The organism is Lysobacter sp. 05T417, assembly GCF_056396405.1.
Map to the genome: position 1 here is coordinate 78,158 of NZ_JBFTLK010000005.1, position 26,839 is coordinate 104,996.

Genomic DNA, 26,839 nt, shown 5'->3' on the forward strand with positions numbered 1-26,839 from the left:
GTCACCCGCAGCCGCGCACGATCGCGCCGACCTCGCGCGGGATCGCGCCGCCGTCGGGCTGCGCCGTCTTCAGCTGCTCCTGCAGGTTGTCCAGTCGCGCCAGGGCCGGTTCGCGGTCGGGCCCGTGGCAGCGCAACTGCGCGGCGTAGGCCTGCGCGCGCCACGCGGTGCGGCGCAGGTCGAGGTCGCCATGTGGCATCCCGGCAAGCGCGTCCAGGCGCAGCAGTGCGCTGTCGTCGCCATCGAGCGCCTGCTGCCGTGCCAGTACCAGCTCGGCCTCGCGGGTGTGCGGATGGGTGGCTCCGTAGCCGCTGCGGGTCAGCGTGACCGCCTGCGCCAGGTGCGCCATGCCTTGTTCGTTCTGGCCCAGCGCCAGTTCGACCTGGCCCTGCACGCGGTAGGTATCGCCCAGCAACGGGTGGCGTGGGCCAAGCTGGGCCAGGCGCAGGGCACTGGATTCCTCGATCACCTTCTGTGCGGCGCGGTCGCGGCCCATCGCGTGCAGCACACGCGCATAGTCGAACAGCGCATCGCCCAGGTGGGCGTTGTCCTGCTGCTTGCGCGCGATCACCACCGCTCGCTGCATCGCCGTCAGCGCGGTCGCGGTTTCGCCGCGCTCCCAGGCGACCTGGCCCAGGCGCCGCTGCAGGCCGCCCAGTTCGACCATGCCGCGCCGGGTCTCGGCCGGGTCGGCGCTTTCCGGCGTCAGGCGGCGTTGCAGCACCGCGATCGCGCCGCGCAATTCGGTCTCGGCCTGGCGGTACTGGCCCTGGTCGATATGCAGCATCGCCATCTGCCGGCGCAGCGACAGCGTGACCGGGTGCTGGGCGCCATAGACCTCCAGCGCGATCGCGAATGCTTCGCTGGCCTCGCGTTCGGCCGCATCGATCTGGCCCTGTCCCTGGCGCAGCGAGGCGACGCGGCTGCCGATCTCGGCCAGCAGGGCATGGCGCTCGCCGACCTTCTGCCGCAACTGCGCGCGCGCCTGGCCATAGCCCTGCAACGCGGCGCCGGTCTGGCCGGCATCGGCCTGCAGGTTGGCCAGGTCGATCAGGTTCTCGACCGTGCCGACTTCGTCGCGGTCGTCGCGGCGCAGCGACAGCGAACGTTCGAACAACAGCCGCGCTCCCTGCAGCTCGCCATTGTCGCGGCGGCAGCGACCGAACTGCGAATAGAACTCGCTGGCCTGCGGCGGCAGCTGCGCCTGTTCGCGCCGTGCGGTGGTCAGCGCCGGCGCCATCAGGTCGATGCAGCGGCGCGGTTCGCCGAGCAGGCGCAGCGCCTGGCCGCGCTGGGTCAGCGATTCCAGCTGCAGGCTGACCGGTATGTCGCTGGTGCTGGCCAGCACGCCGGCCTGGCGGTTGAGCAGCATCAGCGCCTCGCGATAGTCGCCCAGGCCCATCCGCAGCCGCGCGATCACACCGAGCAGTTCGGCGCGCGCGCGTGGCTGTCGCGCCAGCTCGCGGTTGCCGCGCGCCAGCGATCCATCGAGCAGGCCACGCAGGTCGAGCGCCTGGCCTTCGGGCGTGCCGCGCGCGCTTTCGAACACGCCGACCATGAAGTCCTGCATCGCCTGCGCGCGGCCGGCCTCGGCGACGGCCTGCCGGCCCTGCCAGGCCACGATCGCCAGCGCGGCGCTCAGCACCACCGCGATCAGGCCGCCGGTGGCCAGCGACCAGCGGTGGCGACGCAGGTATTTTCCGAAGCGGTATCCCACGCTTTGCGGCCGGGCCTGAACCGGGCGACCGGCTTCGTAGCGGGTCAGGTCCAGCGCCAGCGCTTCGACCGAGGGGTAGCGTTGCTCCGGACGCTTGGAGAGGGTCTTGAGGACGATGTTGTCGAGATCGCCGGCCAGCATCCGCGCGAGCCGACGCAGCGCATGCACGTCGGCGCCGCTGTCCTCGGTGCGGTGCAGCAGCGTCTGCGAAGGCCGTTGCGGGTCGGCGGCGAGGATCGCCTCTTCCCACTCGGCATCGGTCTGGCGCTTGAGGCGGTAGGGCTTGGTGTCGGTGAGCAGCTCGAACAGCACCACGCCCAGCGCGTACACGTCGGTCATGGTGGTGACCGGCTCGCCGCGGACCTGTTCGGGCGCGGCGTAGTGCAGGGTGAAGGCGCGCACGCCGGTGCGGGTCTGTTCGACCCTCGGCGCGTCGGAGTCGAGCAGCTTGGCGATGCCGAAGTCGAGCAGGCGCACGTCGCCGCTGGGCGTGACCAGGATGTTGGACGGCTTGAGGTCGCGGTGGACGATCAGGTTGGCGTGGGCGTGGCTGACCGCATCGCAGATCTGGTGGAACATCCTCAGCCGCTGCTCGATCGGCAGCAGGTGGTTGCGGCAGTAGTCGGTGATGGGTTCGCCTTCGACGAACTCCAGCGCCAGGTAGGGAAGTCCGTCGGTGGTGACGCCGGCATCGAGCAGGCGCGCGATGTGCGGGTGCGCCAGGCGCGCGAGGATCTGCCGTTCGCGCGAGAAGCGCACGCGCAGATTGCTGTCGGCCAGTCCCGGGCGCAGCAGTTTCAGCGCGACGCGGCGCTGGTAGAGGCCGTCGGCGCGCGCGGCCAGCCAGACCTGGCCCATGCCGCCTTCGCCGAGCAGGCGCTCGAGCTTGTACGGCCCCACCTCGCCGCCGGCGCGCAGGCCGGCGAGCGGGGCGATCAGGGGCTCGGAGAGGAAATCCTCGTGGTGCTCGTCGAGAGTGATGAGCGTCTGCAGCTCGTCGGCCAGCGCCGGGTCTTCCTCGCGCAGGCGCTGCAGGCGCTGTTCGCGCGCCTCGTCATCGAGCTCGAACAGCGCATCGAGCAGCGGTGATATCCGTTGCCAGCGCTCGGTGTCCACGGGTCGCCCCTGCCGGTGGCCTCAGGAGTCTTTCAGAGATGCCAGCAGGAACAGCCGCGCCTTTTGCCAGTCGCGACGGATGCTGCGTTCGGAACGTTCCAGCAGCGCCGCGATCTCCAACTCCGACAGGCCGGCGAAATAGCGCAGCTCGACCACCTGCGCCAGGCGCGGGTCGACCGCACCGAGCTTGGTCAGGGCGGTGTCCAGGCCCAGCGTGTCCTCGTCCAGGCGCAGGCCGCCTTCGACATCGTCGGGGAGTTCGGTGACGCGGTGCAGGTCGCCGCCGCGCTTCTGCGCGAGGCGCTGGCGGGCATAGTCGACCACCACCGAGCGCATCGCCGATGCAGCGTAGGCGAAGAAATGCGCGCGGTCGTCGAACTGCGCTTCACGACGGCCGATCAGCTTGAGGTACGCCTCGTGGACGAGTGCGGTGGCATCGAGCGTCTGGCCGTGCTGGCCGGCGAGCTGGCGCCGCGCCATGGTGTGAAGTTCCTGGTAGAGGGTGGCCAGGACGCGGTCCAACGCGCCACGGTCGCCTTCACGTGCAGCATCCAGCAGCAATGTGATATCGGCAGTTTCGGCCATAGGGAGCCCCCTCCACAGTGGCCGGACTATAGCGCGTTTGCGTGTTTTTCCCTGTGCACGGGCTTGCCCTACCTCTGGCAACTTGCGCACCACACCGTCGCGCGCTGTCCGATCGCCGCCTGTTTCAGCGGCCGGCCGCAGCGCGGGCAGGGCTCGCCGCCACGCCCATAGGCCGACAATTCCTGTTCGAAATATCCCGGCGCGCCATCGGGACTGATGAAGTCGCGCAGGGTCGTGCCGCCGCGATCGATGGCGTGGCCGAGGATGCGGCGGATCTGCGCGGCCAGCTGCTGGTAGCGCTCCCTCGATACCTTGCCGGCCGCCCGCAGCGGCGACACCCCGGCGGCGAAAAGTGCTTCGGCGACGTAGATGTTGCCCACGCCGACCACCACCTTCTGGTCCATCAGGAAGGTCTTTACCGGCGCGCTGCGGCCGCGACTGAGCGCGAACAGGTAATCGCCGTCGAAGTCGTCCGACAGCGGCTCCGGCCCGAGCCCGGCGAGCAGTTCGTGGGTTTCGCCCGGCCCCTGCCAGAGCAGGCTGCCGAACCGGCGCGGGTCGTTGAAGCGCAGGACCTGGCCCGAATCCAGGGCCAGGTCGACATGGTCATGCGCGCGCACCGGGGTATCGGCCGGCAGCACCCGCAGGCTGCCGGACATGCCCAGGTGCAACAGGGCGCTTCCGGCGGTGGTGTCGAGCAGCAGGTACTTGGCGCGGCGGCGGACCTGGTCGATGCGCTGGCCCGGCAGGACCTGGCGGATCTCGTCCGGGATCGGCCAGCGCAGGTCGGGCCGGCGCAACGTGGCGGTCACCACGCGACGGCCTTCGACGTGCGGCGCCAGGCCGCGACGGGTGGTCTCTACTTCGGGCAACTCGGGCATGGGCTGAGCGTACTATCGCGACATCCGATGCGTGGGGTCTGGGAGCGCGATGGGCAAGAGCGCGACGCCGTCCACCCTTGCCGGCGACCTCCCGGTCGCCGCGGTGCACGTGTTGCCGATGCCCTCGCCGGGGCCGGCCCTGCGCGACTATGCGCGTGGCGAACTCGAGGCCGCGCTCGACGCACTGGCGCAGACCGGCGATGACCTCCACGAAGGGGTGCACAGGGCCCGCAAGGGCCTGCGCCGCGTGCGCGCGACGCTGGCGCTGGGCGACGGCATCCTCGGGCCGGGCGTTGGCCTTGTCGATCGTGAGATCAAGCACCTCAACACCGGCCTGTCCCTGCTGCGCGACGCGCACGCGCTGGTGGAAACACTGGCACGGCTGCACAAGCGCTCGCGCAAGGGCGCCACCCGGGAATTGCTGGCCCAGGCCCGTGCCGACGCAGTCGTCGCCCGCGAAGCCACTGCCGGCGCCGAAGTCTCCATGGACCCGGCAATGGGACAGCGACGCGGCTTGATCGAAGTGCTCGCCGCAGCGCTGCCGGCGCTCGACTGGGAACGGCTGACACCCTCGGCGGCACGCATGGCGCTGGCCGACAGCGATGAGCGCAGCCAGCGTGCCCGCGACATCGCCCTGGGCAAGGGCGGCGACAGCGACTGGCACCGCTGGCGCCGTCGTGCCCGTCGCGCCTCGCAGCAGCGTCGCGCGCTCGAAGCGGTCGGCGTGGCGGTCCCGGCCACCGCGCCCGAGGTCTTCGACAAGCGCACCACCGAACGCCTCGGCGAAGCGCAGGACCTGACCCTGCTGCTGGATCATTGCGGCAAGGGATCCCCGTTCAGCAAAACGGAACGCCAGGCCCTGCGCGCCTACGCCGAACCTGCATTGGCCCGACTGCGAAAGCGCATCACGACCGCTCGTCGCTGAGCGCCCGCGCCGGCCTTGCGGGCCGATGTGAACGTCCCCATCACATCTGCGGCCCATACCGGCGCGAAGGGTGGGCCGCAGCTGGCATCATCCACCTACGACTGTGCCTGTTTGCCGGTCTGCCTGTGCGTCTGCGGAGTCTTTCAATGTTCGTTTCATCCCTGCTCGATTTCCTTGCCGGTGGTGTGGTCCAGGCCACCTGGGTCGAGTTGCTCGTTTACCTCCTGGTCGTCACCCAGCTGACGATCTTCTCGGTCACGCTCTACCTGCACCGCTCGATGGCGCATCGATCCGTCGATTTCCATCCGGTGCTGGCGCATTTCTTCCGCTTCTGGACGTGGCTGACCACCTCGATGATCACGCGCGAGTGGGCGGCGATCCATCGCAAGCACCACGCCAAGTGCGAGACCGAGGACGACCCGCACAGCCCGCAGTTCAAGGGCATCGACACGGTGATGTGGCGCGGCGTCGAGCTCTACCGCGAAGCGCGCGGTCATCGCGAGGACATCGAGAAGTACGGCAAGGGCTGCCCGGACGACTGGATCGAGCGCAACCTCTACACGCGCCACGCGACGATGGGCCCGGTGCTGATGTTGTTCATCAGCTTCGCCCTGTTCGGTTTCGCCGGCGTCGCCGTGTGGGCGATCCAGATGCTGTGGATCCCGTTCTGGGCCGCGGGTGTTGTCAACGGCCTGGGTCACTGGTGGGGCTACCGCAACTTCGAGACGACCGACACCGCGACCAACCTCACCCCGTGGGGCTTCTGGATCGGCGGCGAAGAGCTGCACAACAACCACCATGCGTTCCCGAGCTCGGCCAAGTTCGCGCTGCGCAAGTTCGAGTTCGACATCGGCTGGAGCGCGATCAAGCTGTTCGAGAAGGTCGGCCTGGCCAAGGTCCTGCGCGTCGCGCCGACCCTGGACGTGCGCCCGAACATCGCCATGCCCGACGGTGAAACACTGAAGGCATTGCTGGCGATCCGCTTCCAGGCGATGACCGACTACTACCGCAACGTCACGCTGCCGGCACTGCGCGAAGCCAAGTTCAAGTTGCCGCGCAGCCTGCGCCAGGGCCTGGCCGACGATGGCCGTTGGCTCGACGACGACAAGCGCGCCAAGCTGCAGGCCTGGCTGGCGGAACGCCCGAGCATGGCCACGCTGGCCGAGTACCGCCAGCGCCTGGCGCAGGTGCTGGACGAGCGTTCGCACGATGCCCAGGCCACCCTGGCCAAGCTGCAGGCGTGGTGCGCCGAGGCCGAGGCCAGCGGCAACCAGGCGTTGCAGGCATTCTCCGCGCGCCTGAAGGGCTACGCCCTCGCGCCGGCACACGCCTGAGCGCCACGCGCGTGATGCCCACGGTGTCGCGCAATGACCGGCCCGCGCTGCAATGCGCGGGCTTTTCTTTTGCGTTGCTGGTTGCCCTGGCGATGCCGTCGATGCCGTCGTGGGCGCAAGTGCAGGCGGCCGGCGATTACCTCTCGCGCATGGACAGCGACGGCGATGGCCGCATCGCCCTGCCCGAATTCCAGGACTGGATGAGCTACGCGTTCAATCGCATGGACGTGGATGGCGACGGCGTGCTGACGCCCGCCGAACTCCCCGGCGGACGCGGCAAGCCGGTCACCCTTGCCGAACATCGGCAGACGCTGGCCACGACCTTCGCCCGCCAGGACCGCAACAAGGACGGCTACCTGGACGCGCGCGAACTGGCATCACCCCCGCAGTAAGCCGCCCCCCACCGTTCATCAGCGCAGCGCAGCGAAGTCGAAGGACCACGCACGGTCCGGCCCCAGGTCGCCCCCCCACCGTTCGTCCTGAGCGTAGCGCAGCGAAGTCGAAGGACCACGCACGGTCCGGCCCCAGGTCGCCCCCCACCGTTCGTCCTGAGCGTAGCGCAGCGAAGTCGAAGGACCACGCAGCGCCGGGCCGTGCCGACCCCCCGACTTCGCACCTGCGGCGCTACGCTCAGGACGAACGGTGCAGTTCACCCAGGCGCATACAGTGCAGGTGCACATCCGTGTAAGCGGCGAACCGTGCCTGCACCGCGCCGAGCCGTTGCCAGTCCCCTGCCTGTACAGGCGTAGCATCGTGGTTGTGTACCGCCCGAACGCTGCGCCCATGGCCATCGCTGCATCGCACCCGCTCGACCTGCCCCGGCAGCACCTGTTCTGGCTGCTTCATATCGGCGGCTGGGCCGCCTATTTCTCGCTGGGTTACCTCTCCGCCATCGCCCACGACAAGCCGTCGGGCTACTGGATCGTGCCGCTGACCGCGGCCTCGACCGGCGCCGTCGCCACCCTCGGCCTGCGTTACCTGCTGCGCGCCTGCTGGGGCCTGACGCCGCGGCGGCTGATGATGGTGATGGTGCTGCCGATCCTGGCCAGTTCGGCGGTGATGGACCTGGCCACGCGCACGGTGCTGGTCGACTTCTGCGACACCTGCGTGCCGGAAAACCGCGCCGCCTACATCGCCTATGCACTGAGCTACATCTACGTGGTGCTGGCCTGGGTCGGCCTGTACCTGGGGGTGAAGTACTACGGCCAGCTGCAGGACGAAACCCGGCGCGCGCTGGCGGCACGCACCATGGCCCACCAGGCGCAGCTGAAGATGCTGCGCTACCAGCTCAACCCGCACTTCCTGTTCAACACGCTCAATGCCATTTCCACGCTGATCCTCGACCGCGACAACGCCACCGCCAACCGCATGGTGCAGGGCCTGTCGGCGTTCCTGCGCCACTCGCTCGACAACGACCCGATGCAGCGGGTAACGCTGCGCCAGGAGCTCGATGCGCTGACGCTGTACCTGGACATCGAGAAGATCCGCTTCGCCGAGCGCCTGCGCATCGAGACCGCCATCGACGAGGATTGCTGGCGCGCGCTTCTGCCGAGCCTGCTGCTGCAGCCGCTGGTGGAGAACGCCATCAAGTACGCCGTCGCCAAGCAGATCGCCGGTGGCATGTTGCGGATCGAAGCAGAACGCGAAGGTGTGCAACTGGTCCTGCGCGTGATCGACGACGGCCCCGGCTGCGATTGCCTCGAGGGCGGGCAGGTGCCGGCAGGCAAGGGCGTGGGCCTGCGCAACACGCGCGAGCGCCTCAGCGTGCTGTACGGCGAGGCCAGCGGCTTCGGCGTGCGCAACCGCGAGCGCGGCATCGAAGTCACGCTGCGCCTTCCCTTCGAAACCTCCCAGACCATCGGAGAGTGAGCATGGACCGGGCAACGACGGGGCGCAGTCACCGCGGCAACGGCGTCAACGCCGCACACGGCACGACGACCAAGCTGCGCGTGATCGTGGTCGACGACGAACCGCTGGCGCGCCGTGGCCTGGAGATCCGCCTTGGCGACCACCCCGACATCGAGCTCGTCGGCCAGTACGGCGACGGTGCCGCTGCGATCCAGGGGCTGCGCGTGCATCGCCCCGACCTGATGTTCCTCGATGTGCAGATGCCGGGCATGGACGGCTTCGAGACGCTGCGCAGCATCCCGGCGGTGGAGATGCCGCTGGTCGTGTTCGTCACCGCCTACGACCACTACGCGATCCGCGCCTTCGAGGCGTCCGCCACCGACTACCTGCTCAAGCCGGTCGATGACGCCCGCCTGCACCAGGCACTGGCGCGCGTGCGGCAGGCGCATGCGCAACGCGAAGCCAGCGGCCACTGCGCGCACCTGCTGGGATTGCTGAGCGAACTCAGCGGGCACCCGACGCTCGATCTGGACGAAGCCCTCAAGCCCGACGCGATCGAGCAACTGCGTCGCGACGACAAGCTCGCCGTGCGCGATGGCGGGCGCACGGTGCGCGTGGACCTGGCCAGCATCCGCTGGATCGATGCCGCCGGCGACTACATGTGCATCCATACCGACAGCGAGACGCTGGTGCTGCGCGCAACCATGCGCGATCTGGAGAAGCAGCTGGACCCGCAGCGATTCCCGCGCATCCACCGTTCGACGATAGTCAACGCCCGCCGCGTCGTGGAGCTGCGACCGCACACCAATGGCGAAGGCTACCTGCGCCTGGACTGCGGCCAGGAGCTGAAGCTGTCGCGCAGCCATCGCGACAAGCTCGACCTGCTGCTGTAGGGGCGGCGGCAAGAAACCGGCCACCTCCGGGCCTTCTGTGCCCGCTCAACGCTTCATCGCGCCCAAACCACCATTCAACGCAAAGCCCGTGAACGCGTGACTTACGGGCCATCTTCGCAGCGAGTGCCACGGCGCATCGTGCCCACCGCACCCCCTGCGGACCACGCCGATGAAGCTCACCGACGCCTCGCTACGAAACCCGGCCGCGGTCGCGGTGATCGTGGCCATGGTCTGCGCCTTCGGGCTGATGAGCCTGTTCAAGCTGCCGCTGCAACTGTTCCCCGATATCGAGCGCCCGCAGATGTCGGTGCAGACCAGCTGGCGCGCGGCGTCGCCGCAGGAAATGGAGTCGGAGATCGTCGAGCCGATCGAGGCGGTGATGCAGGGCCTGCCCGGGCTGGAGGAGATCGAGTCCAACGTCAACGCCGGCAACAGCTTCATCAACCTGACCTTCGCCGTCGGCAGCGACATGGACGCGATGCTGGTGGAGGTGCTGTCGCGGATGAACCGCCTGCAGCCGCTGCCGCGCGACGCAACGCCGCCGGTGGTGCAGAGCGGCGCCGACAACGCCAACAACTCACTCACCTATTTCTTCGTGCAGAAGCTGCCCGGTACTCCTGGCGACATCCTCGACTTCCGGCAGATGATCGAGGACCGGATCGTGCCGAAGATCGAGGCGGTCGAAGGCGTGGCCGGCGTCGAGATCAACGGCGGCTCGCCGGAAGAGCTGACCATCAGCCTCAACCTGGAACGCGCCGCGGCGATGGGCATCCAGATCCCGGAAGTGGCCGCGGTTGCCGCGCGCGCCACCGATGTATCGGGCGGCGTGGTCGAGGCCGGCCGCCGCGAGTACGTGCTGCGATTCGCCGGCCGCTATTCGCCCGAGGCGATGGGCAACCTGATCCTGGCCTGGCGCGACGGCCGTCCGGTGCGATTGGCCGACGTCGCCAAAGTCGAAGTGAAGCGCCCCGGACAGCGCTTCTTCGCCTACCAGAACGGCAATCCGGCGATCGGCCTGCGCATCATTCGCGAGACCGGTGCCAATGTGCTCGACACGCTCGACGAAGTGAAGCGCGTCGTGGCAGAAGTGCGCGAGCAGGACCTGAAGCCGCTTGGCCTCGATATCGCCCAGAGCTTCGACGCCTCGGTTTTCATCAACCGCGCGATCAGCCTGCTCTCGGGCAGCCTGGGTGCCGGCGTGTTGCTGGCGGTGGGCTGCCTGTGGTGGTTCCTGCGTGACGTGCGCGCCACCGCGCTGATCGCCTGTGCAATTCCAATCTCGCTGCTGGCCACGTTCATCGTGCTGCAGCTCACCGGCCGCAGCCTCAACGTGATCTCGCTGGCCGGTCTGGCGTTCGCTGTCGGGATGGTCATGGATGCGGCGGTCGTGGTCGCGGAGAACATCGTGCGCCTGCGCGAGGAGGGCATGCCCGCGCGCCAGGCCGCGCTGGAAGGCACCAGCCAGGTCGCCGTCGCCCTGGTGGCATCGACCATCACGACGGTCGCGGTGTTCGTGCCGGTGATCTTCATGGAGGACGTCGAGGGGCAGCTGTTCGCCGATCTCGCCTTGACCATCTCCATAGCCGTTGCCATCTCCCTCGTGGTTGCCGTGACCGTGCTGCCGGCCGCCGCGAGCAGCTGGCTGCGCGAGCGCAAGGACGCGCGCGAACAGCATCGCACCTGGTCGCGCATCAGCGACTGGGCCATGCGCGTGACCGAAGGTCGCAAGCGCCAGCTGGCATGGGTGGGTGGACTGGTACTCGCGCCCGCGCTGCTGGCCGCGCTGCTGATGCCCAAGATCGACTACCTGCCGCCGGTGAAGCGCGCGGCCGTGGATGCGATCTTCAACTTCCCTCCCGGCATGGGGCCCGAGCGCGTCGACCGCGAGATCGCGCCGACCGTGCTCGAACGGATGCGCCCGTACATGGAAGGCAACAAGGCGCCGCAGCTGAGCAACTGGTACCTGCTGCTGTGGCCCGGCGGCGGCACGATTGGCGCGCGCGTGGTCGACCCGGACCAGATCGGCGAACTCGAGCGCGTCGTCCGCGACGAAGTGGTCACGGGCTTCCCCGACACGCGCGCATTCGCCAGCGAAGGTGAACTGTTCGGCAGCTTCGGCGGCTCTGCGCGCGCGATCGCGATCCACCTGCAGCATTCCGATGGCGATGCCCTGGCCCGCGCCGCCGAAGCCGGACGCAAGTTGCTGTCGGAGCGCTTCCCTGGCGCCAACGTGCAGGCATGGCCGAGCGCGGACGCCGGCACGCCGGAACTGCGCATCAACCCCGACGACCGCCGCCTGGCCGAAGTCGGCTGGCGCCGTCCCGAGCTGGGCACGGTCGTGCGTACGCTCGGCGATGGCCAATGGCTGGGCGAACACTTCGATGGCGACCGCCGTCTGGCGATCATCCTGCGCACCGACCGCGACAGCAGCATTGAGCGGCTGGGCGCTGCGCCCCTGGCAACGCCGCAGGGTGGTGTGCTCAGCCTGGGCGAGCTGGCGCAGGTCGATACGGTTCTGGCGCCGAACCAGCTGCGTCGCATGGACCGCCGTCGCACGGTGACCCTGACTGTCGACCCGCCCGCGGCAATGTCGCTGGAAGAAGCCCTCGACATCGTCGATGCCGATGTCGTCCCGGCGTTGCGCAAGGACCTGCCGGCAGACGCCGAGATCCGCGTCTCCGGCAGCGCCGACCGGCTCGACGAAGTCGTCCACAGCATGGGCATGAACTTCGCGATGGCGCTGGCGGTGCTGTTCATGCTGATGGCGGCGATGTTCCGCTCGCTGCGCGACAGCGCCTTCGTCATGGCGACCTTGCCGATGGCGGTGCTCGGCGGCGTGCTCGGCCTGCGCGTGCTCGATCTCATCGCCGGGCAGACGCTGGACCTGCTGTCGATGATCGGTTTCATCATGCTGCTGGGCATGGTCATCAACAACGCGATCCTGCTGGTGGCGCAGACGCGCGACGCGCAGGCCGCCGGCGCCTCGCTCGACACGGCACTGCATCAGGCGCTCGACCAGCGCCTGCGCCCGATCCTGATCGGTGCACTGACCGGCGTGCTCGGTGCGTTGCCGATGGCGATCAATCCCGGTCCCGGCGCGGTGATCTACCGCGGCCTGGCTGCGGTATCGGTCGGCGGCGTCGCCCTGAGCCTGGTGTTCCTGGTCGTGCTGATTCCCGCCCTGCTGCGGCTGGCCGAGTCACGGCGCAAGGTCGCCACCGCCGCCGATGACGCCGGCGCGGCTGTGCCGCTCCCGAATCCTTCCCCCTGAATGCTTCTCCTCCCCCGGAGCTCGTCATGCGCACCTTGCACAAGATCCTGATTGCCGCGGCGCTGGCTGCGGTGCTGACCGTCCCGCTCATCGACCTGGATGCCGGCGCCAGCGCACCTCCCCCCGAGGCGCCGCCCGCGATCGTCAGCGTGGCCGCCGCGGTCAGGACCGAGCTGGCGCCGCGGCACTGGGCCCCGGGCAGCGTGATCAGCCGGCAGGACGCGCACGTCGCCAGCGAGCAGGATGGCCGCGTGATCAAGGTGGCCGAGGTCGGCCAGAACGTGCGCGCGGGCGAAGCCATCGCCGTGCTCGACGACACCACGCTGCGCCTGCGCGAACGCGAGGCGCAGGCCGACCTGGCGCGGATCCAGGCCCAGCTGGACATGGCCACGCGCCAGGAGCAGCGCTACGCGCAGTTGGCGCAGCAGCAGAACATCGCCCGTGCCCAGTACGAGCAACTGCAGGCCGACCGCGACATGCTCGTGCAGGAACGCGCGCGGGCACAGGCGCTGCTCGAGCAGACCCGTCACCAGCGCACGCAGATGCAGGTGCGGGCGCCGTTCGACGGTGTCGTCGCCGAGCGCGAGGTCGAGCTGGGTGAGTTCGTCACTACCGGCGATGCCGTGGCACGGGTAGTGGACACCGCCGAACAGGAGGTGCGCGTGCGCGCCCCGGTGGATCTGGCCCGGCACCTGGCAGTCGGCACGCCGGTGCAGGTGCGCGTTGGCGGCAGCGAGCGCGCGCACGCGGTCAGCGCGCTCGTTCCGGTCGGCGACGAAGCCTCGCGCCAGCTGGAGCTGCGCATACGGATGGACGCCAGCGAATTCCCGGTCGGCACCGCGGTGGATGTGGGCATGCCCAGCGCGGCCCGGCGCGCCGTCGTCGCGGTGCCGCGCGACGCGGTGATGCTGCGCCGCGAAGGCGACTTCGTGCTGCGCGTCGGCGCTGACCGCAAGGCCGAGCGGCTGCCAGTGAAGACCGGGACCGAAGTCGGTGACCTCGTCGAGATCAGTGGAAATGTGAAAGCGGGCGACCGCCTGATCGTGCGCGGCGGCGAGCGCGTCGAGCCGGGCCAGGCGGTTGCCATCCAGGATCTGTCGCGGGCGGTCTCGGTGCGCTGATCATGAAACGACTGCCCCTGATCGCGCTGGCGCTGCTGTTGCGCACGAATGCTTCGACCGCCGTGGAGGCGCCCATGCCGTGCAGTGATCCCGCTTATCGCCAGTTCGATTTCTGGATCGGGCAGTGGCAGGTGTTCAAGCCCGAAGCGCCGGTGCCGACGGCGCCTCCACCCGTCACCGCATCACCTGGACGCCGAATCCCGACGGAAGCGTGCGCCAGTTCTGGGAGTCCACCGACGCCAGCGGCCAATGGACCGTTGCGTTCGACGGCGTTTACCGCAAGCAGGCGCCCTGGCTGACCATTGCCCCGGTTCCGACGCCGGTGTAGCGTCGCGACGTTCGTAATTGTTTCGTCGGCAGGGCAGTGTCCTGCCGTCGCCATCCAACGCGCGGGGGCGTGCATGAGGGGAGATTTCTTATTTGCGGTGCTCTGCCTGCTGGCGGGCACGGCCGTGGCCGGTCCGAAGGCGTCGGCGGAGACCGATGAGGCCAAGTTCGTCCGCCTCACGCACCAGCTCGAGCAGCGCCCGCTTTCCGACCCGGACAAGCGCATTCGCGGATGGCTGATGAAGTGGACCGTGGACAGCCCTGACGTGCTGGTGATGGTCTGCGATCTTCTCGGGCCTGGCGAGGATGCGCCGCACGCGCCCGAGCTGATGATGCAGATGATGTTCGGCAACGCCGCCTTCCAGATCCAGCACCCGGACCTCAAGGACGATCCTGTCGCCCCGCAGGTGGCAGGCGTGCGCAGCGCGCTGGCGGCGTACTCGTCCTTCCTGGCCGCCTCGCCGCAGTCGCGGATCGAGGAGCTGGACGAACTGCTTGAACAGGATCAGGATGGCGAGCTGGAGGCCACGCTCGAGCCGGTCATCGAGGAGGAGTGCAGCGACGAGGAAGGCACGTATTCCGTCGATGTGCCGCGACCATCGCGAGCGCTGGCCGGGACTCCGTAACGGACGAGCGTCTCAGCAGTCGTCCGACTTCCGGATCGCGTAGCTCAGACCCCGTCGCAGCTGTTCCAGGAAGTTCGGATCGGCATAGACCACATCGTCATGCCCCAGGCCCGTGTACCAGCTGCGCCCGCCCTCGAAGGCATGGCACCAGCTGATCGGATGGTCCTTGCCCATGGTGCCGCCTTCGTACAGCGATTCGTCGACGGTGGCCAGGACGTGCATCTGGTCGCGCGGGTTGTGGTCGTAGTTGTACAGCTCGTCGGTGACCGGCCACGGCGTGCCGCTCGCCTTGCCGTCCAGTTCCGGCCGCACCAGTGTCGACTGCAATCCCTTCGGGTGTGACTTGAACCCGGCGCCGACCAGTTGCCCGTACCAGGGCCAGTCGTGCTCGGTATCGGCGGCCGCGTGCACGCCGACGAAGCCGCCACCGCCGCGCACGAAGGCCTGCAGCGCCGCCTGCTGGCCGGGGTCGAGGATGTCCCCGGTAGTGCTGGCGAAAACGACAACCTTGTAACGCGCAAGGTTGGCCGCGTTGAAGTCGCCGGCATCCTCGCTGTGGTCGACCTCGAGTCCCTGGTCGGCGGCCAGCTTCTGCAGCGTCGCCACCGCGTTCGGAATCGACGTGTGGCGCCAGCCGGCGGTCCTGGTGAACACCAGTGCGCGGTCGGGCGTCGCGGCGGACGCCAGACCGGCTAGCAGGAGGGTGGACGAGCACAACCAGGCGAGGGCATGTCGGCGCATGCGCGGATTCTGCCACGCCCCGGTAAAACCGCGCTGGCGGCCATTCAGCACCATCCCCGCCACGAACGCACTCCAGCGCCGCCCTGTCAACGGGTTACGCGCCAGCGCCGGCATTGCGACAATCGCCTTCTCCCCCGGAACTCCGGGTTTTCACGATTGGATGCAATGCAGGACCACAAGCAAGTCGCCGCCCAGGTTGCGGGCAAGATCGCCCGTCTCATCGCCGAGGAAATCGGCGCCCAGACCCAACAGGCCCAATCCGCCATCGCCCTGCTCGATGAAGGCGCGACCGTGCCGTTCATCGCGCGCTACCGCAAGGAAGTCACCGGCGGCCTCGACGACACCCAGCTGCGCAACCTTGAGACGCGTCTGACCTACCTGCGCGAACTCGAAGATCGCCGCGCCGCGGTGCTGGCCAGCATCGATGAGCAGGGCAAGCTGAGCGACGAACTGCGTGGCGAGATCGAGGCGGCCGACAGCAAGTCGCGCCTGGAAGACCTGTACCTGCCCTACAAGCCCAAGCGCCGCACCAAGGCGCAGATCGCGCGCGAAGCCGGCCTCGAGCCGCTCGCCGAAGGCCTGCTGGCCGATCCGATGCGGGTGCCGGAAGAATTCGCCGCCAGTTTCGTCGATGCCGAGAAGGGCGTGGCCGACACCAAGGCCGCGCTCGACGGTGCCCGCGCGATCCTGATGGAGCGCTGGGGCGAGGACGCGGCACTGGTCGGCGAACTGCGCGGCTGGCTGCATGAGGTCGGCGTGATCCGCGCCAAGGTCGCCGAGGGCAAGGAGCTGGCCGGCGAAAAGTTCCGCGATTACTTCGACCATGCCGAACCGCTCTCGAAGATTCCGTCGCATCGGCTGCTCGCACTGTTCCGCGGCCGCCGCGAGGAGTTCCTGTTCCTCGACCTCGATCCGGGCACTGATGCCGCCGCCGGTCACCTGCAGGCCGAAGGCCGCGTTGCCGTGCATGCCGGCATCAGGGCCCAGGGCCGTCCCGCCGACAAGTGGCTGCTCGACTGCTGCCGCCTGACCTGGAAGGCAAAGCTGCACCTGCACCTGCTGCTCGACCTGTTCGCGCAGGCGCGCGAGAAGGCCGAGGCGGAAGCGATCGATGTGTTCGGCGACAACCTTAAGGACCTGATGCTGGCCGCGCCCGCCGGCGCCAAGGCCGTGCTTGGCCTCGATCCGGGCCTGCGCACCGGCGTGAAGGTCGCCGTGGTCGACAGCACCGGCAAGTTCGTCGACCACGCGACGATCTATCCGCACGAACCCAAGCGCCAGTGGGACCAGTCGCTGGCTGTGCTGCGCCAGCTGTGCATCAAGCACCAGGTCGAACTGATCGCGATCGGCAACGGTACCGCTTCGCGCGAGACCGACAAGCTCGCCGGCGACCTCATGAAGCTGGCGCCGACGCTGTCGATGCAGAAGATCGTGGTCAGCGAAGCCGGTGCGTCGGTGTACTCGGCGTCGGAATTCGCAGCGAAGGAATTCCCGAACCTCGACGTCTCGATCCGTGGCGCGGTGTCCATCGCGCGACGCCTGCAGGATCCGCTGGCCGAGCTGGTCAAGATCGAGCCCAAGGCCATCGGCGTCGGCCAGTACCAGCACGACGTCGACCAGTTCCGCCTGGCGCGCACGCTCGATGCACGCGTCGAGGACTGCGTGAACGCGGTTGGCGTCGACGTGAATACCGCTTCGGCCGCGCTGCTGACGCGCGTGTCGGGCCTGTCGTCGACGGTGGCCGAGAACATCGTCGTCTACCGCGACAGCAACGGCGCCTTCAAGAGCCGCAAGGAACTGCTGAAGGTACCGCGCCTGGGCGACAAGACGTTCGAGCAGTGCGCCGGCTTCCTGCGCATCAGCGACGGCGACCAGCCGCTGGACGCCTCGTCGGTGCACCCGGAGGCCTATCCGGTGGTCGAGCGCATCCTCAAGCAGTGCGGTCGCGAAGTGAAGCAGCTGATCGGCGACGCCCCGCTGCTGCGCGGCCTGAAAGCCGAGCAGTTCACCGACGATCGCTTCGGCGTGCCGACGGTGCGCGACATCCTCAAGGAACTCGAGAAGCCCGGCCGCGATCCGCGCCCCGAGTTCAAGGCCGCGCGCTTCGCCGATGGCGTCGAGGACATCAAGGACCTGCGCGAGGGCATGATCCTGGAAGGCGTTGTCAGCAATGTCGCCGCGTTCGGCGCGTTCGTCGACATCGGCGTGCACCAGGACGGCCTGATCCACATCTCGGCGCTGTCGGACAAGTACGTCAAGGATCCGCGCGACGTGGTGAAGGCCGGCGACATCGTCAAGGTGAAGGTGCTGGAGGTCGATGTCGCGCGCAAGCGCATCGCATTGACGCGCCGCCTGGACGACAGCGCCCCGGCCCCGCGCGGCCCGCGCGAGGAACGCGATGCGCGTCCGAACGGGAACCGTGGTGGCCGCGACGGTGGCCGCGCCGCAGCGGTGCCGAAGCAGGCGCCGGCGCCGGCGAACAACGCGCTGGCGGCAGCGTTCGCGCGCGCGAAAAAGAGCTAGAAGTCCGTCATTCCCGCCTGCGCGGGAATGACGAAGCAAAACAACAACGCCGGCCCAAGGCCGGCGTTGTCATTACCGCACCACGACGAGTCGGCAGTTACTGCGTGATATCCACGTCCTTCGTCTCGCGCAGGAACAGCGAACCGATCACGAAGGTCATCAGCGCGATCACGATCGGGTACCACAGGCCGTAGTACATGTTGCCGGTGGCCGCGACCAGGGCGAAGGCGATCGTCGGCAGGAAGCCGCCGAACCAGCCATTACCGATGTGATACGGCAGCGACATCGAGGTGTAGCGGATGCGGGTCGGGAACAGCTCGACCAGCCATGCCGCGATCGGGCCGTAGACCATCGTCACGTACAGCACCAGGATGGTCAGGATCAGCAGCACCATCGGCTTGTTGATGCGTGCGTCGTCGGCCTTCTCGGGATAGCCGCCGGCCTTGAGGGCCGTCTTCAGCTCGCCGGTGAACGCATCGCCCTTGGCCTTGCCGTCTTCCTTGCTCAGGCCCGCGCCTTCATAGCCGCCCACTTCGGTCGCACCGACGGTGACCTTGGCGACGCTGCCTGCCGGAGCGGCCTCGATGGTGTACGGCACGCCCGCCTTGGCCAGCGCCGCGGTGGCGATGTCGCACGAGTTGGAGAACACCTTCTTGCCGACCGGGTCGAACTGGAACGAGCACGTGCTCGGGTCGGCATGGACCACCGCCGGCGCATTGGTGCTGGCTTCGGCGATGGCCGGGTTGGCGTAGTGGGTCAGCGCCTTGAACAGCGGGAAGTAGGTCAGCGCGGCGATCAGGCAGCCGGCCATGACGATCTTCTTGCGCCCGATCTTGTCCGACAGCCAGCCGAAGAACACGAAGAACGGCGTGCCGATCGCCAGTGCCGCGGCAATCAGCAACCACGTCGTGGTCGCGTCGACCTTCAGCGATTGCGTCAGGAAGTACATCGCGTAGAACTGGCCGGCGTACCAGACCACGGCCTGGCCGGCAGTGGCGCCGAGCAGGGCGAGCAGCACGATGCGGCCGTTGCGGGTGAAGAAGCTCTCGGTGATCGGCGCCTTGGAGGTCTTGCCCTCGGCCTTCATCTGCTGGAACAGCGGCGACTCGTGCAGCTGCATGCGGATCCACACCGACACGCCGAGCAGGATGATCGACAGCAGGAACGGAATGCGCCAGCCCCAGGCTTCGAATGCTTCGGTGCCCAGGTAGGTGCGCACGCCCAGGATCACCAGCAGCGACAGGAACAGGCCGATCGTGGCGGTGGTCTGGATGAAGCTGGTGTAGAGGCCACGCTTGCCGTGCGGCGCGTGTTCGGCGACGTAGGTCGCCGCGCCACCGTACTCGCCGCCCAGAGCCAGGCCCTGCAGCAACCGCAGCAGGATCAGGATTGCGGGAGCGGCGAAACCGATGCTGGCGTAGTTGGGCAGGATGCCGACCAGGAACGTCGACAGGCCCATGATCACGATCGTGACCAGGAACGTGTACTTGCGACCGATCATGTCGCCGATGCGGCCGAAGATGATCGCGCCGAACGGACGCACGGCGAAGCCGGCGGCGAAGGCGAGCAGGGCGAAGATGAAGGCGCTGGTGTCGTTGAGGCCGGAGAAGAACTGCTTGGCGATGATCGCCGCGAGCGAGCCGTACAGGTAGAAGTCGTACCACTCGAACACGGTGCCGAGGCTGGAGGCGAAGATGACCTTCTTGTGCCCCTGCGTCAGCGATGCGGCAGGCTTGCCGGAATTAGCGGTGATGGTGGACATGCGTTCGTCGCCCCTTAGAAGTTGTACTTCACGTGCGTCTGCAGGCGATTGAGGTCGCCGCGGTCGCCGTTCTCGAGTTCACGCTGGCCCCAGATCAGCTCGGCACCGAGGTCGAGCTTGGGCAGCGGCGTATAGATCACGTTGACGTGCCCGGACTGCGCCCCCTTGGTGATGAGAAGCCCGGTCAGCGCGGTGTCCTGGTCGTAGTCGGCGCGCGAGTAGAAGATGTTCGTGCGCAGCTTCGGGCTGAACACGTGGCGCCAGCCGACGAAGCCGGCGATCATGTCGATGTTGTCCAGGTCGCCGGTGGAATCGAGCACCGCATCGTTGTTGAGAGCCAGGCCGATATAGCGGCTGATGCCGCTGCCGCCGGTGACCATGTAGCGGATGTCGTCGTTCTTGCCGAGGTTGAACTTGCCCGACACGCTCAAGCCGTAGCCCATGCTGTCGGAGTCCTGGTTGAGCGGTCCGTTCTGGTACGCCAGCTGGCGAATCAGGCCCGCGGTGCTGAAGTGACCCCAGTCGCCCTTGAAGGTGTAGCGGGCGGTGAAGTCGGGCATTGCGCCGTCGTCACCCTGCACCTGCGCCATGTTGCCGCGGAAGGGCGTGTAGACCGTCTCCGGGTTTTCCATCGAGAACGACCATGGGCCGCTGGTGTAACGCAGCTGGGCCTGGCGAACGAACACCGTGCCCTCGGTTGGGCCGAGGAAGTCGACCGTATCGGGCAGCGCCACGATGTCCTGGAAGTTGGTCCAGGTCTGGCCGGCCAGCCACTTGTTCCACTGCACGTAGGCCTGGCGCAGGGTGAGGGCATAGGTGTTGGTGGCGATTTCGTTGCCGGTGAAAGCAGTGCTGCCGCCACCGAACAGATCGAACTCCAGGTAGGCCTTGAGCTTGTCGCCGCTTTCAAGGTCGGTGTCGGCACCGAACCAGAAGCGCGAGAAGTTCACGCCCATGTCCGTGTCCGATCCGCCCTCGTCGGTGTGACCGCCGCCGACCGGGATGGTCTTTGGCACGTAGAACAGGCGCCCGACGGTGCCGTCGGGAATATCGCCGTCGTTGGTCTGGGTCACCGAGGCGTCGAGCTTGATGAAGCCGCCGTAGCTGAAGCGCGTGCCCGGGTTGGCCGTGGCCATGATCGGCGCGGTCTGGATGGTCGGTTTGGCCGGTGCCGGCGGATTCCCGGCGACAGCACCCGCGGTAACGGGCGCGGCGGGGGCCGCTGCAACGGGCGCGGCCGGTGCCGTGGCCTGCGCCGTCTTCACTTCACTGATCTGGCTCTGCTGCTGTTGCTGCTGCGAGACCAGCTGCTTGACCATGGCTTCGAGCTGGGCGACGCGCGCCTCGAGCTCCTTCTCCTTCGCCGTTTGTGCGAATGCCATCCCCGGCAACGCCAGCGCGACCAGCAGGGCGGCGGCGAGCGGGCGGCGGCGCGGGGTCGCGGCCTTGCTCGTCGGCGACGCAATGATTGCGGACATGATTCCCTCCCAACGGAACGCCGCACCCAATGCGCGGCTGCGGCCAGCCTGCTGGCCCATCGCGCTGCACAACCATTCCCCATTGGTCGTAGGAAAGGGCCTCTGGAGCCCGTTTACGACTATCGTCTACACCCGGCGGGATGAGGCTTTAACAGTGAATGCGGCACACTGGAACGCTCGCCAGACACCCCGACAGAACCTTGTCCCGGAGCACGCCATGAACCACCCCGCCACCGTCCATCCCGTCGATCCCGGATTCGCCGCCAAGTCGCGGGTCACGCGCGAGGCGTACGAGCGCATGTATGCCGAATCGGTGGCGCAGCCGGACGCGTTCTGGGGCAAGGTCGGGCAGCGCCTGGACTGGTTCCGGGCACCGACCAGGGTCAAGGACGTCAGCTACCAGCTCGACGACTTCCATATCCGCTGGTACGAGGACGGCGAGCTCAATGCCAGCGTCAACTGCCTCGATCGCCACCTGGCGGAAAAGGGCGACAAGACCGCGCTTATCTTTGAACACGACGATCCGTCCAGGCCGGCCGAGCACATCACCTACCGCGACCTGCATGCGCGCGTGTGCAAGCTCGCCAACGCCCTGCGTTCGCTCGGCGTGCGCAAGGGCGACCGCATCACCATCTACCTGCCGATGATCCCGGAGGCGATCGTCTCGATGCTCGCCTGCGCCCGCGTCGGCGCGATCCACTCGGTGGTGTTCGGCGGCTTCGCCCCGAACTCGATCGCCGACCGCGTCGCCGACTGCACCAGCAAGCTGATCATCACCGCCGACGAAGGCCTGCGCGGTGGCAAGAAGGTGCCGCTGAAGGCCAACGTCGACGCGGCGCTGAAGATGCCGGGCACCAACACGGTGGAGACGGTGCTGGTGGTTCGCCACACCGGTTCGGCCGTCGACATGCAGATGCCGCGCGACCGCTGGTACGACGCCATCGTGGAAGGTCAGCCGGAGGACTGCGCGCCCGAGCGTATGAACGCCGAGGACCCGCTGTTCATCCTCTACACCTCCGGTTCGACCGGAAAGCCCAAGGGCGTGCTGCACACCACCGCCGGTTACCTGGTCTACGCCAGCTACACCCACGAGATGGTGTTCGACCTGCGCGACGACGACATCTACTGGTGCACCGCCGACGTCGGCTGGGTCACCGGCCACAGCTACATCGTCTACGGTCCGCTGGCCAACGGTTCGACTGCCGTGGTGTTCGAAGGCGTGCCGAACTACCCGAGCGTGTCGCGTTTCTGGGAAGTGATCGACAAGCACAAGGTCACCATCTTCTACACCGCACCGACCGCGATCCGCGCGCTGATGCGCGACGGCGACGAGCCGGTGCAGAAGACCTCGCGCGCCTCGCTGCGCCTGCTCGGCACGGTCGGCGAACCGATCAACCCCGAGGCCTGGCGCTGGTACTACGAAGTGGTCGGCGACTCGCGTTGCCCAATCGTCGACACGTGGTGGCAGACCGAGACCGGCGGCATCCTGATCACCCCGCTGGCCGGCGCGATCGACCTCAAGCCCGGCTCGGCGACCAAGCCCTTCTTCGGCGTGCAGCCGGCGCTGGTCGATGCCAACGGCAAGCTGCTCGACGGCGAGGCCGAGGGCAACCTGGTCCTGCTCGATTCCTGGCCCGGCCAGATGCGCACCGTTTACGGCGACCACCAGCGCTTCATCGACACCTATTTCCGCACCTACCCGGGCATGTATTTCACCGGCGACGGTTGCCGCCGCGATGCCGATGGCTATTACTGGATCACCGGCCGCGTCGACGACGTGATCAACGTCAGCGGCCACCGCATCGGCACGGCCGAAGTCGAAAGCGCACTGGTCTCGCACCCGAAGGTGGCCGAAGCGGCGGTGGTCGGCTTCCCGCACGACATCAAGGGCCAGGGCATCTATGCCTACGTCACGCTGATTGCCGGCGAGCCCGCCACCGAGGCCCTGCACAAGGAGCTGATCGCGCACGTGCGCAAGGAGATCGGCCCGATCGCCACGCCCGATCACCTGCAATGGGCGCCGGGCCTGCCGAAGACGCGCTCGGGCAAGATCATGCGCCGGATCCTGCGCAAGATCGCCGAGAACGCGCCCGACCAGCTCGGCGACACCAGCACGCTGGCCGATCCCAGCGTGGTCGAGAGCCTGGTCAACGAACGTCGCGTACCCTGACCCACGCCAATGCCCACCCTGCTGATCGCCGACGACCACCCGCTGTTCCGCGAAGCCCTGCGCGGCGCGGTCGCACGGGTACTGCCGGAAGCGGAGCTGCGCGAGGCCGACAGTGTCGAGGCCCTGTACACCCTGGTCGAGGCCGAGCCCGACGCCGACCTGCTCCTGCTCGACCTGAACATGCCGGGCGCGCAGGGCTTCAGCGCGCTGGTGCACCTGCGCGCGCTGCACCCGCAGTTGCCCATCGTGGTCGTGTCGGCGCGCGAAGAACCCAGCGTGATGCGGCGCGCGCTGGACCATGGCGCGGTGGGTTTCATCCCCAAGTCTGCCGACGCTGCCACGCTCGGCGAAGCGATCACGCGCGTGCTCGATGGCGACCGCTGGGCGCCGGCCGTGGCGTTGTCCGCCCCTGCCGCGCACGCCGACGAGCACGACGCCGCGCAGCGCCTGCGCGAACTGACCCCACAGCAGTTCCGCGTGCTGCAGATGCTCGGCGCCGGCCTGCTCAACAAGCAGGTCGGCTACGAGCTGGGCGTGTCCGAGGCCACGGTCAAGGCCCACGTCACCGCGATCCTGCGCAAGCTCGGCGCCAGCAACCGCACCCAGGCCGTGCTGATCGCCGGCCGTCTCGCGCTCGACCCCAGCGCGATCGTGCCGCCGCCGGAAGAAGTCGAGTAGTCGGGTCCGGTCATTCCCGCGCGGGTGTACTCTCCGCCCCATGAGCCTGCGCCGTCCGCTGCCAGCACTGCGACCGTTCGTCGAAGCGGTCTGGGCCAGTGCCGCGCCCGCGCAATCTGCCGCACCGCGCGAACACGTGCTGCCGTGCAACCGCATGCATATTGCGATCCGCCTCGATGGGCCGCTGCGGCTGTACCGCGATGCCGGCGACCTGCGCGGCGACACCGTCGCCAACGCCGTCGTGGCCGGCGCCCGCGCCGGCTTCTACGCCAAGGACACCACGCAGTCGTCGCGTTCGGTCGGCGTGATCCTTCGCCCGGGTGCGACCCAGGCATTGTTCGGCTGCGACGCCGACGAGCTTGCCGCCAGCCACACCCCGCTCGACGCACTCTGGGGCGCTTCGGCCCCGCGCCTGCACCAGCAGTTGCTGGAAAGCGACGACGAATCACAGCAGATGCTGCTGTTGCAGCAGGCGCTGCTCGCGCGCCTGCGCCCGGTGCGCGCGATGCATCCGGCGATCGCGCAGGCGATGCAGGGGCTGGAACAGGGCAGTGCGGTCGCATCGCTGGCACAGGCCAGCGGTTGCAGTCATCGGATCCTGCTGGCGCGCTTTCGCGCCGCCACCGGCCTTGCACCCAAGGCGTATGCGCGCGTGCTGCGCTTCCGTCACGCGCTCAAGCTGCTCGCGCACGGCCGGCGCCTGGCCGACATTGCCTTCGACGCCGGCTACAGCGACCAGGCCCACTTCAGCCGCGAGTTTCGCCAGTTGTCCGGCATGACGCCTCAGTCATACCGGCGAGCGCCCGTGCGCGGCGAGTCCCATGTTGCGATGGTCAATTTCCTTCAAGACGCGGGTGCCACGCGGATCTAAGGTCCACGCACACCCACTGCCGCGAGACCGCCATGTCCACCCGCGAACTGTTTGCCTATCTGTGTGTCCGCGATGCCCAGTCGGCGATCGATTTCTACCGTGACGTCTTCGGCGCCAGCGAAACCCTGCGCCTGGTCGACGCCGGCGGCCGCATCGGCCACGCCGAAGTGTCGATTGCCGGCACCACGTTGATGCTGTGCGAGGAATATCCCGAGTACGGCATCCTCGCCCCGGATCCGGATGCATCCAGCAGCGTGACCCTGCATGTGCACGTCGACAACGCCGACGCGGTGATCGCCCAGGCGGTGGCCACCGGTGCAACGCTGGTGATGCCGGCGCGCGACCAGTTCTACGGCGAGCGTTCCGGCGTCGTGCGCGACCCGTTCGGCCATCGCTGGAACATCGGCCACAGCATCGAGGACGTGACGCCGCAGGAGATGCAGCGACGTTTCATGGAGTTGACCGCCGGCTCGACCGCTGGCCCCTGCGATTGAAAACCTCCACGCCCTCTCGACGGTTCTGAACCGCACCTGCCTCACCCCGCCTGCGATCACGCCGGTTCTACGACCGCCGGCGTACTGCTGGCGCCGTACCGTCCATCCGCACATCCATCCGCACACAAGCAACGGAGCCTGCATGTACGCATCACTGCGTTGTGCGATCTGCCTGTCGATCATCACCGCGCTGGCGGGCTGCGCCGGCCAGGCCTCGCTCGCCAACGGCGAGGACACCGGTCCGGACCCGGTAATCGCCGAACCTGCGCCGTCGGCAATCCCGACGGTCAACATCGCGCCCGCCGAGGGCTGGCCGGCCAACCTCACCCCAACGGCCGCGAGTGGACTGTCGGTAAAGGCCTTTGCCACCGGCCTGGATCACCCGCGCTGGCTGTACGTGCTGCCCAACGGCGATGTCCTCGTCGCCGAATCGAACGGCCCCGGCAAGCCGGGCATCGGCGGCATCAAGGGCAAGATCATGGGTTCGGTGATGAAGCGTGCCGGTGCCGGCACACCGAGCCCCAACCGCATCACCCTGTTGCGTGACCGCGACGGCGACGGGGTGGCCGAGACCCGCAGCGTGTTCGCCAGCGGCCTGAGTTCGCCGTTCGGCATGGCCCTGGTCGGAGACACGTTCTACATCGCCAACGCCGACTCGCTCGTGCGCGCCCGCTACCACGACGGCGACCTGCGCCTGGCCGCCGCGCCGACCAGGGTCGCCGACCTGCCGGGCAAGCAGGGCGACAAGTTCAACCATCACTGGACCAAGAGCCTGCTGCCCAGCGCGGACGGAAGCCGCTTCTACATCGGCGTCGGATCCAACAGCAACATCGCCGAGAACGGCATCGACGTGGAGGCAGACCGCGCCGCCGTGCTGGAACTCGATCCCGCCAGCGGCAGCCAGCGCATCTACGCCAGCGGCCTGCGCAATCCGGTCGGGCTGGCCTGGGAGCCGCACAGCCAGCAGCTGTGGGCGGTAGTCAACGAGCGAGACGAACTCGGCAACGACCTGGTGCCCGACTATCTGACCCGCGTCGATCGCGGCGCGTTCTATGGCTGGCCCTACAGCTACTACGGCCAGCACGTCGACACCCGGGTCAAACCGCAGCGTCCCGACCTCGTGGCAAGCGCACGGCGGCCGGACTACGCACTGGGCTCGCACGTCGCGCCGCTGGGCCTGGCCTTCGCCAGCGGTGGCGGACTGGGTGGCGACTACGCCGAAGGCGCGTTCGTCGGTCTGCACGGCTCGTGGAACCGCAAGCCGCTCAACGGCTACAAGGTGGTGTTCGTGCCGTTCCGCGCAGGGTCGCCAGTGGGGCAGATGCGCGACGTGCTTACCGGCTTCCTCGACGACGCCGGCAATGCGCACGGTCGCCCCGTTGGCGTAGTGCTCGACCGCAAAGGTGCGCTGCTGGTCGCCGACGATGTCGGCAACGTCGTATGGCGCGTGAGTGCGGCCGCTCCGGGACAGTGATGTC

21 protein-coding genes are annotated in these 26,839 nt (G+C 68.3%); 15 read left to right on the top strand and 6 right to left on the bottom strand.

All coding sequences use genetic code 11. The features are described 5' to 3' along the window. Position 1 precedes the first annotated feature (1 nt). From AC1DER_RS09995 to mutM, 3 genes are all read right to left on the bottom strand, one after another. On the bottom strand, positions 2-2,833 hold the full coding sequence (locus AC1DER_RS09995) for a serine/threonine-protein kinase (RefSeq protein WP_477248301.1): 2,832 nt from the start codon (positions 2,831-2,833) through the stop codon (positions 2-4). Positions 2,834-2,854: 21 nt separating this feature from the next. Then, positions 2,855-3,418 (bottom strand): ECF-type sigma factor, encoded by a 564-nt coding sequence (locus AC1DER_RS10000; protein WP_441815530.1) that lies wholly within the window; start codon positions 3,416-3,418, stop codon positions 2,855-2,857. Between the two features lie 68 nt (positions 3,419-3,486). After that, positions 3,487-4,299 (bottom strand): bifunctional DNA-formamidopyrimidine glycosylase/DNA-(apurinic or apyrimidinic site) lyase, encoded by an 813-nt coding sequence (gene mutM / locus AC1DER_RS10005; protein ID WP_477248303.1) that lies wholly within the window; start codon positions 4,297-4,299, stop codon positions 3,487-3,489. 49 nt (positions 4,300-4,348) lie between these two features. Between mutM and AC1DER_RS10010 the strand changes: the two genes are divergently transcribed. From AC1DER_RS10010 to AC1DER_RS10050, 9 genes are all read left to right on the top strand, one after another. Further along, on the top strand, positions 4,349-5,224 hold the full coding sequence (locus AC1DER_RS10010; protein ID WP_477248305.1) for a CHAD domain-containing protein: 876 nt from the start codon (positions 4,349-4,351) through the stop codon (positions 5,222-5,224). A 146-nt stretch (positions 5,225-5,370) separates the two neighbouring features. Continuing rightward, complete coding sequence (locus AC1DER_RS10015; RefSeq protein WP_477248307.1) at positions 5,371-6,558, top strand: DesA family fatty acid desaturase; 1,188 nt, start codon at positions 5,371-5,373, stop codon at positions 6,556-6,558. Positions 6,559-6,650: 92 nt separating this feature from the next. Continuing rightward, entirely contained in the window at positions 6,651-6,950 is a 300-nt protein-coding gene (locus tag AC1DER_RS10020) for an EF-hand domain-containing protein (protein ID WP_477248324.1), read from the top strand. Between the two features lie 391 nt (positions 6,951-7,341). Further along, a complete protein-coding gene (locus AC1DER_RS10025; protein ID WP_477248309.1) occupies positions 7,342-8,427 on the top strand; it encodes a sensor histidine kinase in 1,086 nt (361 codons plus the stop codon). A gap of 2 nt (positions 8,428-8,429) precedes the next feature. Beyond that, the gene (locus AC1DER_RS10030; RefSeq protein ID WP_477248311.1) at positions 8,430-9,299 is read left to right on the top strand and encodes a LytR/AlgR family response regulator transcription factor; all 870 of its coding nucleotides are present in this window, start codon (positions 8,430-8,432) and stop codon (positions 9,297-9,299) included. Positions 9,300-9,468: 169 nt separating this feature from the next. Then, positions 9,469-12,570, top strand: coding sequence for an efflux RND transporter permease subunit (locus AC1DER_RS10035; protein WP_477248312.1), 3,102 nt, complete (start codon positions 9,469-9,471; stop codon positions 12,568-12,570). Positions 12,571-12,596: 26 nt separating this feature from the next. Further along, positions 12,597-13,691 carry an efflux RND transporter periplasmic adaptor subunit gene (locus AC1DER_RS10040; protein ID WP_477248314.1) on the top strand — a complete coding sequence of 365 codons (1,095 nt, stop codon included), beginning with the start codon at positions 12,597-12,599 and terminating at the stop codon, positions 13,689-13,691. Between the two features lie 124 nt (positions 13,692-13,815). Beyond that, the gene (locus tag AC1DER_RS10045; protein ID WP_477248316.1) at positions 13,816-14,019 is read left to right on the top strand and encodes a hypothetical protein; all 204 of its coding nucleotides are present in this window, start codon (positions 13,816-13,818) and stop codon (positions 14,017-14,019) included. A 73-nt stretch (positions 14,020-14,092) separates the two neighbouring features. After that, positions 14,093-14,644, top strand: a complete 552-nt coding sequence (locus AC1DER_RS10050; RefSeq protein ID WP_477248318.1) for a hypothetical protein — start codon at positions 14,093-14,095, stop codon at positions 14,642-14,644. Between the two features lie 12 nt (positions 14,645-14,656). On the opposite strand, the gene AC1DER_RS10055 is transcribed toward AC1DER_RS10050, so the two are convergent. Next, on the bottom strand, positions 14,657-15,385 hold the full coding sequence (locus AC1DER_RS10055) for a ThuA domain-containing protein (RefSeq protein WP_477248320.1): 729 nt from the start codon (positions 15,383-15,385) through the stop codon (positions 14,657-14,659). A 165-nt stretch (positions 15,386-15,550) separates the two neighbouring features. Here AC1DER_RS10055 and AC1DER_RS10060 point away from each other — a divergent pair, with 165 nt between their 5' ends. Beyond that, a complete protein-coding gene (locus tag AC1DER_RS10060; RefSeq protein ID WP_477357929.1) occupies positions 15,551-17,908 on the top strand; it encodes a Tex family protein in 2,358 nt (785 codons plus the stop codon). Positions 17,909-18,005: 97 nt separating this feature from the next. On the opposite strand, the gene AC1DER_RS10065 is transcribed toward AC1DER_RS10060, so the two are convergent. After that, positions 18,006-19,670, bottom strand: a complete 1,665-nt coding sequence (locus AC1DER_RS10065) for an MFS transporter (RefSeq protein WP_477246747.1) — start codon at positions 19,668-19,670, stop codon at positions 18,006-18,008. Between the two features lie 14 nt (positions 19,671-19,684). Further along, positions 19,685-21,148 (bottom strand): DcaP family trimeric outer membrane transporter, encoded by a 1,464-nt coding sequence (locus AC1DER_RS10070; RefSeq protein WP_477246745.1) that lies wholly within the window; start codon positions 21,146-21,148, stop codon positions 19,685-19,687. Positions 21,149-21,365: 217 nt separating this feature from the next. Here AC1DER_RS10070 and acs point away from each other — a divergent pair, with 217 nt between their 5' ends. The 5 genes from acs to AC1DER_RS10095 all read left to right on the top strand — a co-directional run bounded on the left by acs (position 21,366) and on the right by AC1DER_RS10095 (position 26,835). Further along, positions 21,366-23,318, top strand: a complete 1,953-nt coding sequence (gene acs, locus AC1DER_RS10075; RefSeq protein WP_477246743.1) for an acetate--CoA ligase — start codon at positions 21,366-21,368, stop codon at positions 23,316-23,318. Positions 23,319-23,327: 9 nt separating this feature from the next. Beyond that, entirely contained in the window at positions 23,328-23,996 is a 669-nt protein-coding gene (locus tag AC1DER_RS10080; protein ID WP_477246742.1) for a response regulator, read from the top strand. Between the two features lie 40 nt (positions 23,997-24,036). Continuing rightward, positions 24,037-24,867: a helix-turn-helix domain-containing protein gene (locus AC1DER_RS10085; RefSeq protein ID WP_477246740.1), complete on the top strand. Its 831-nt coding sequence runs from the start codon at positions 24,037-24,039 to the stop codon at positions 24,865-24,867. Between the two features lie 32 nt (positions 24,868-24,899). Further along, positions 24,900-25,361 carry a VOC family protein gene (locus tag AC1DER_RS10090; RefSeq protein ID WP_477246738.1) on the top strand — a complete coding sequence of 154 codons (462 nt, stop codon included), beginning with the start codon at positions 24,900-24,902 and terminating at the stop codon, positions 25,359-25,361. Between the two features lie 142 nt (positions 25,362-25,503). Next, positions 25,504-26,835 carry a PQQ-dependent sugar dehydrogenase gene (locus AC1DER_RS10095; protein ID WP_477246736.1) on the top strand — a complete coding sequence of 444 codons (1,332 nt, stop codon included), beginning with the start codon at positions 25,504-25,506 and terminating at the stop codon, positions 26,833-26,835. Positions 26,836-26,839 lie beyond the last annotated feature (4 nt).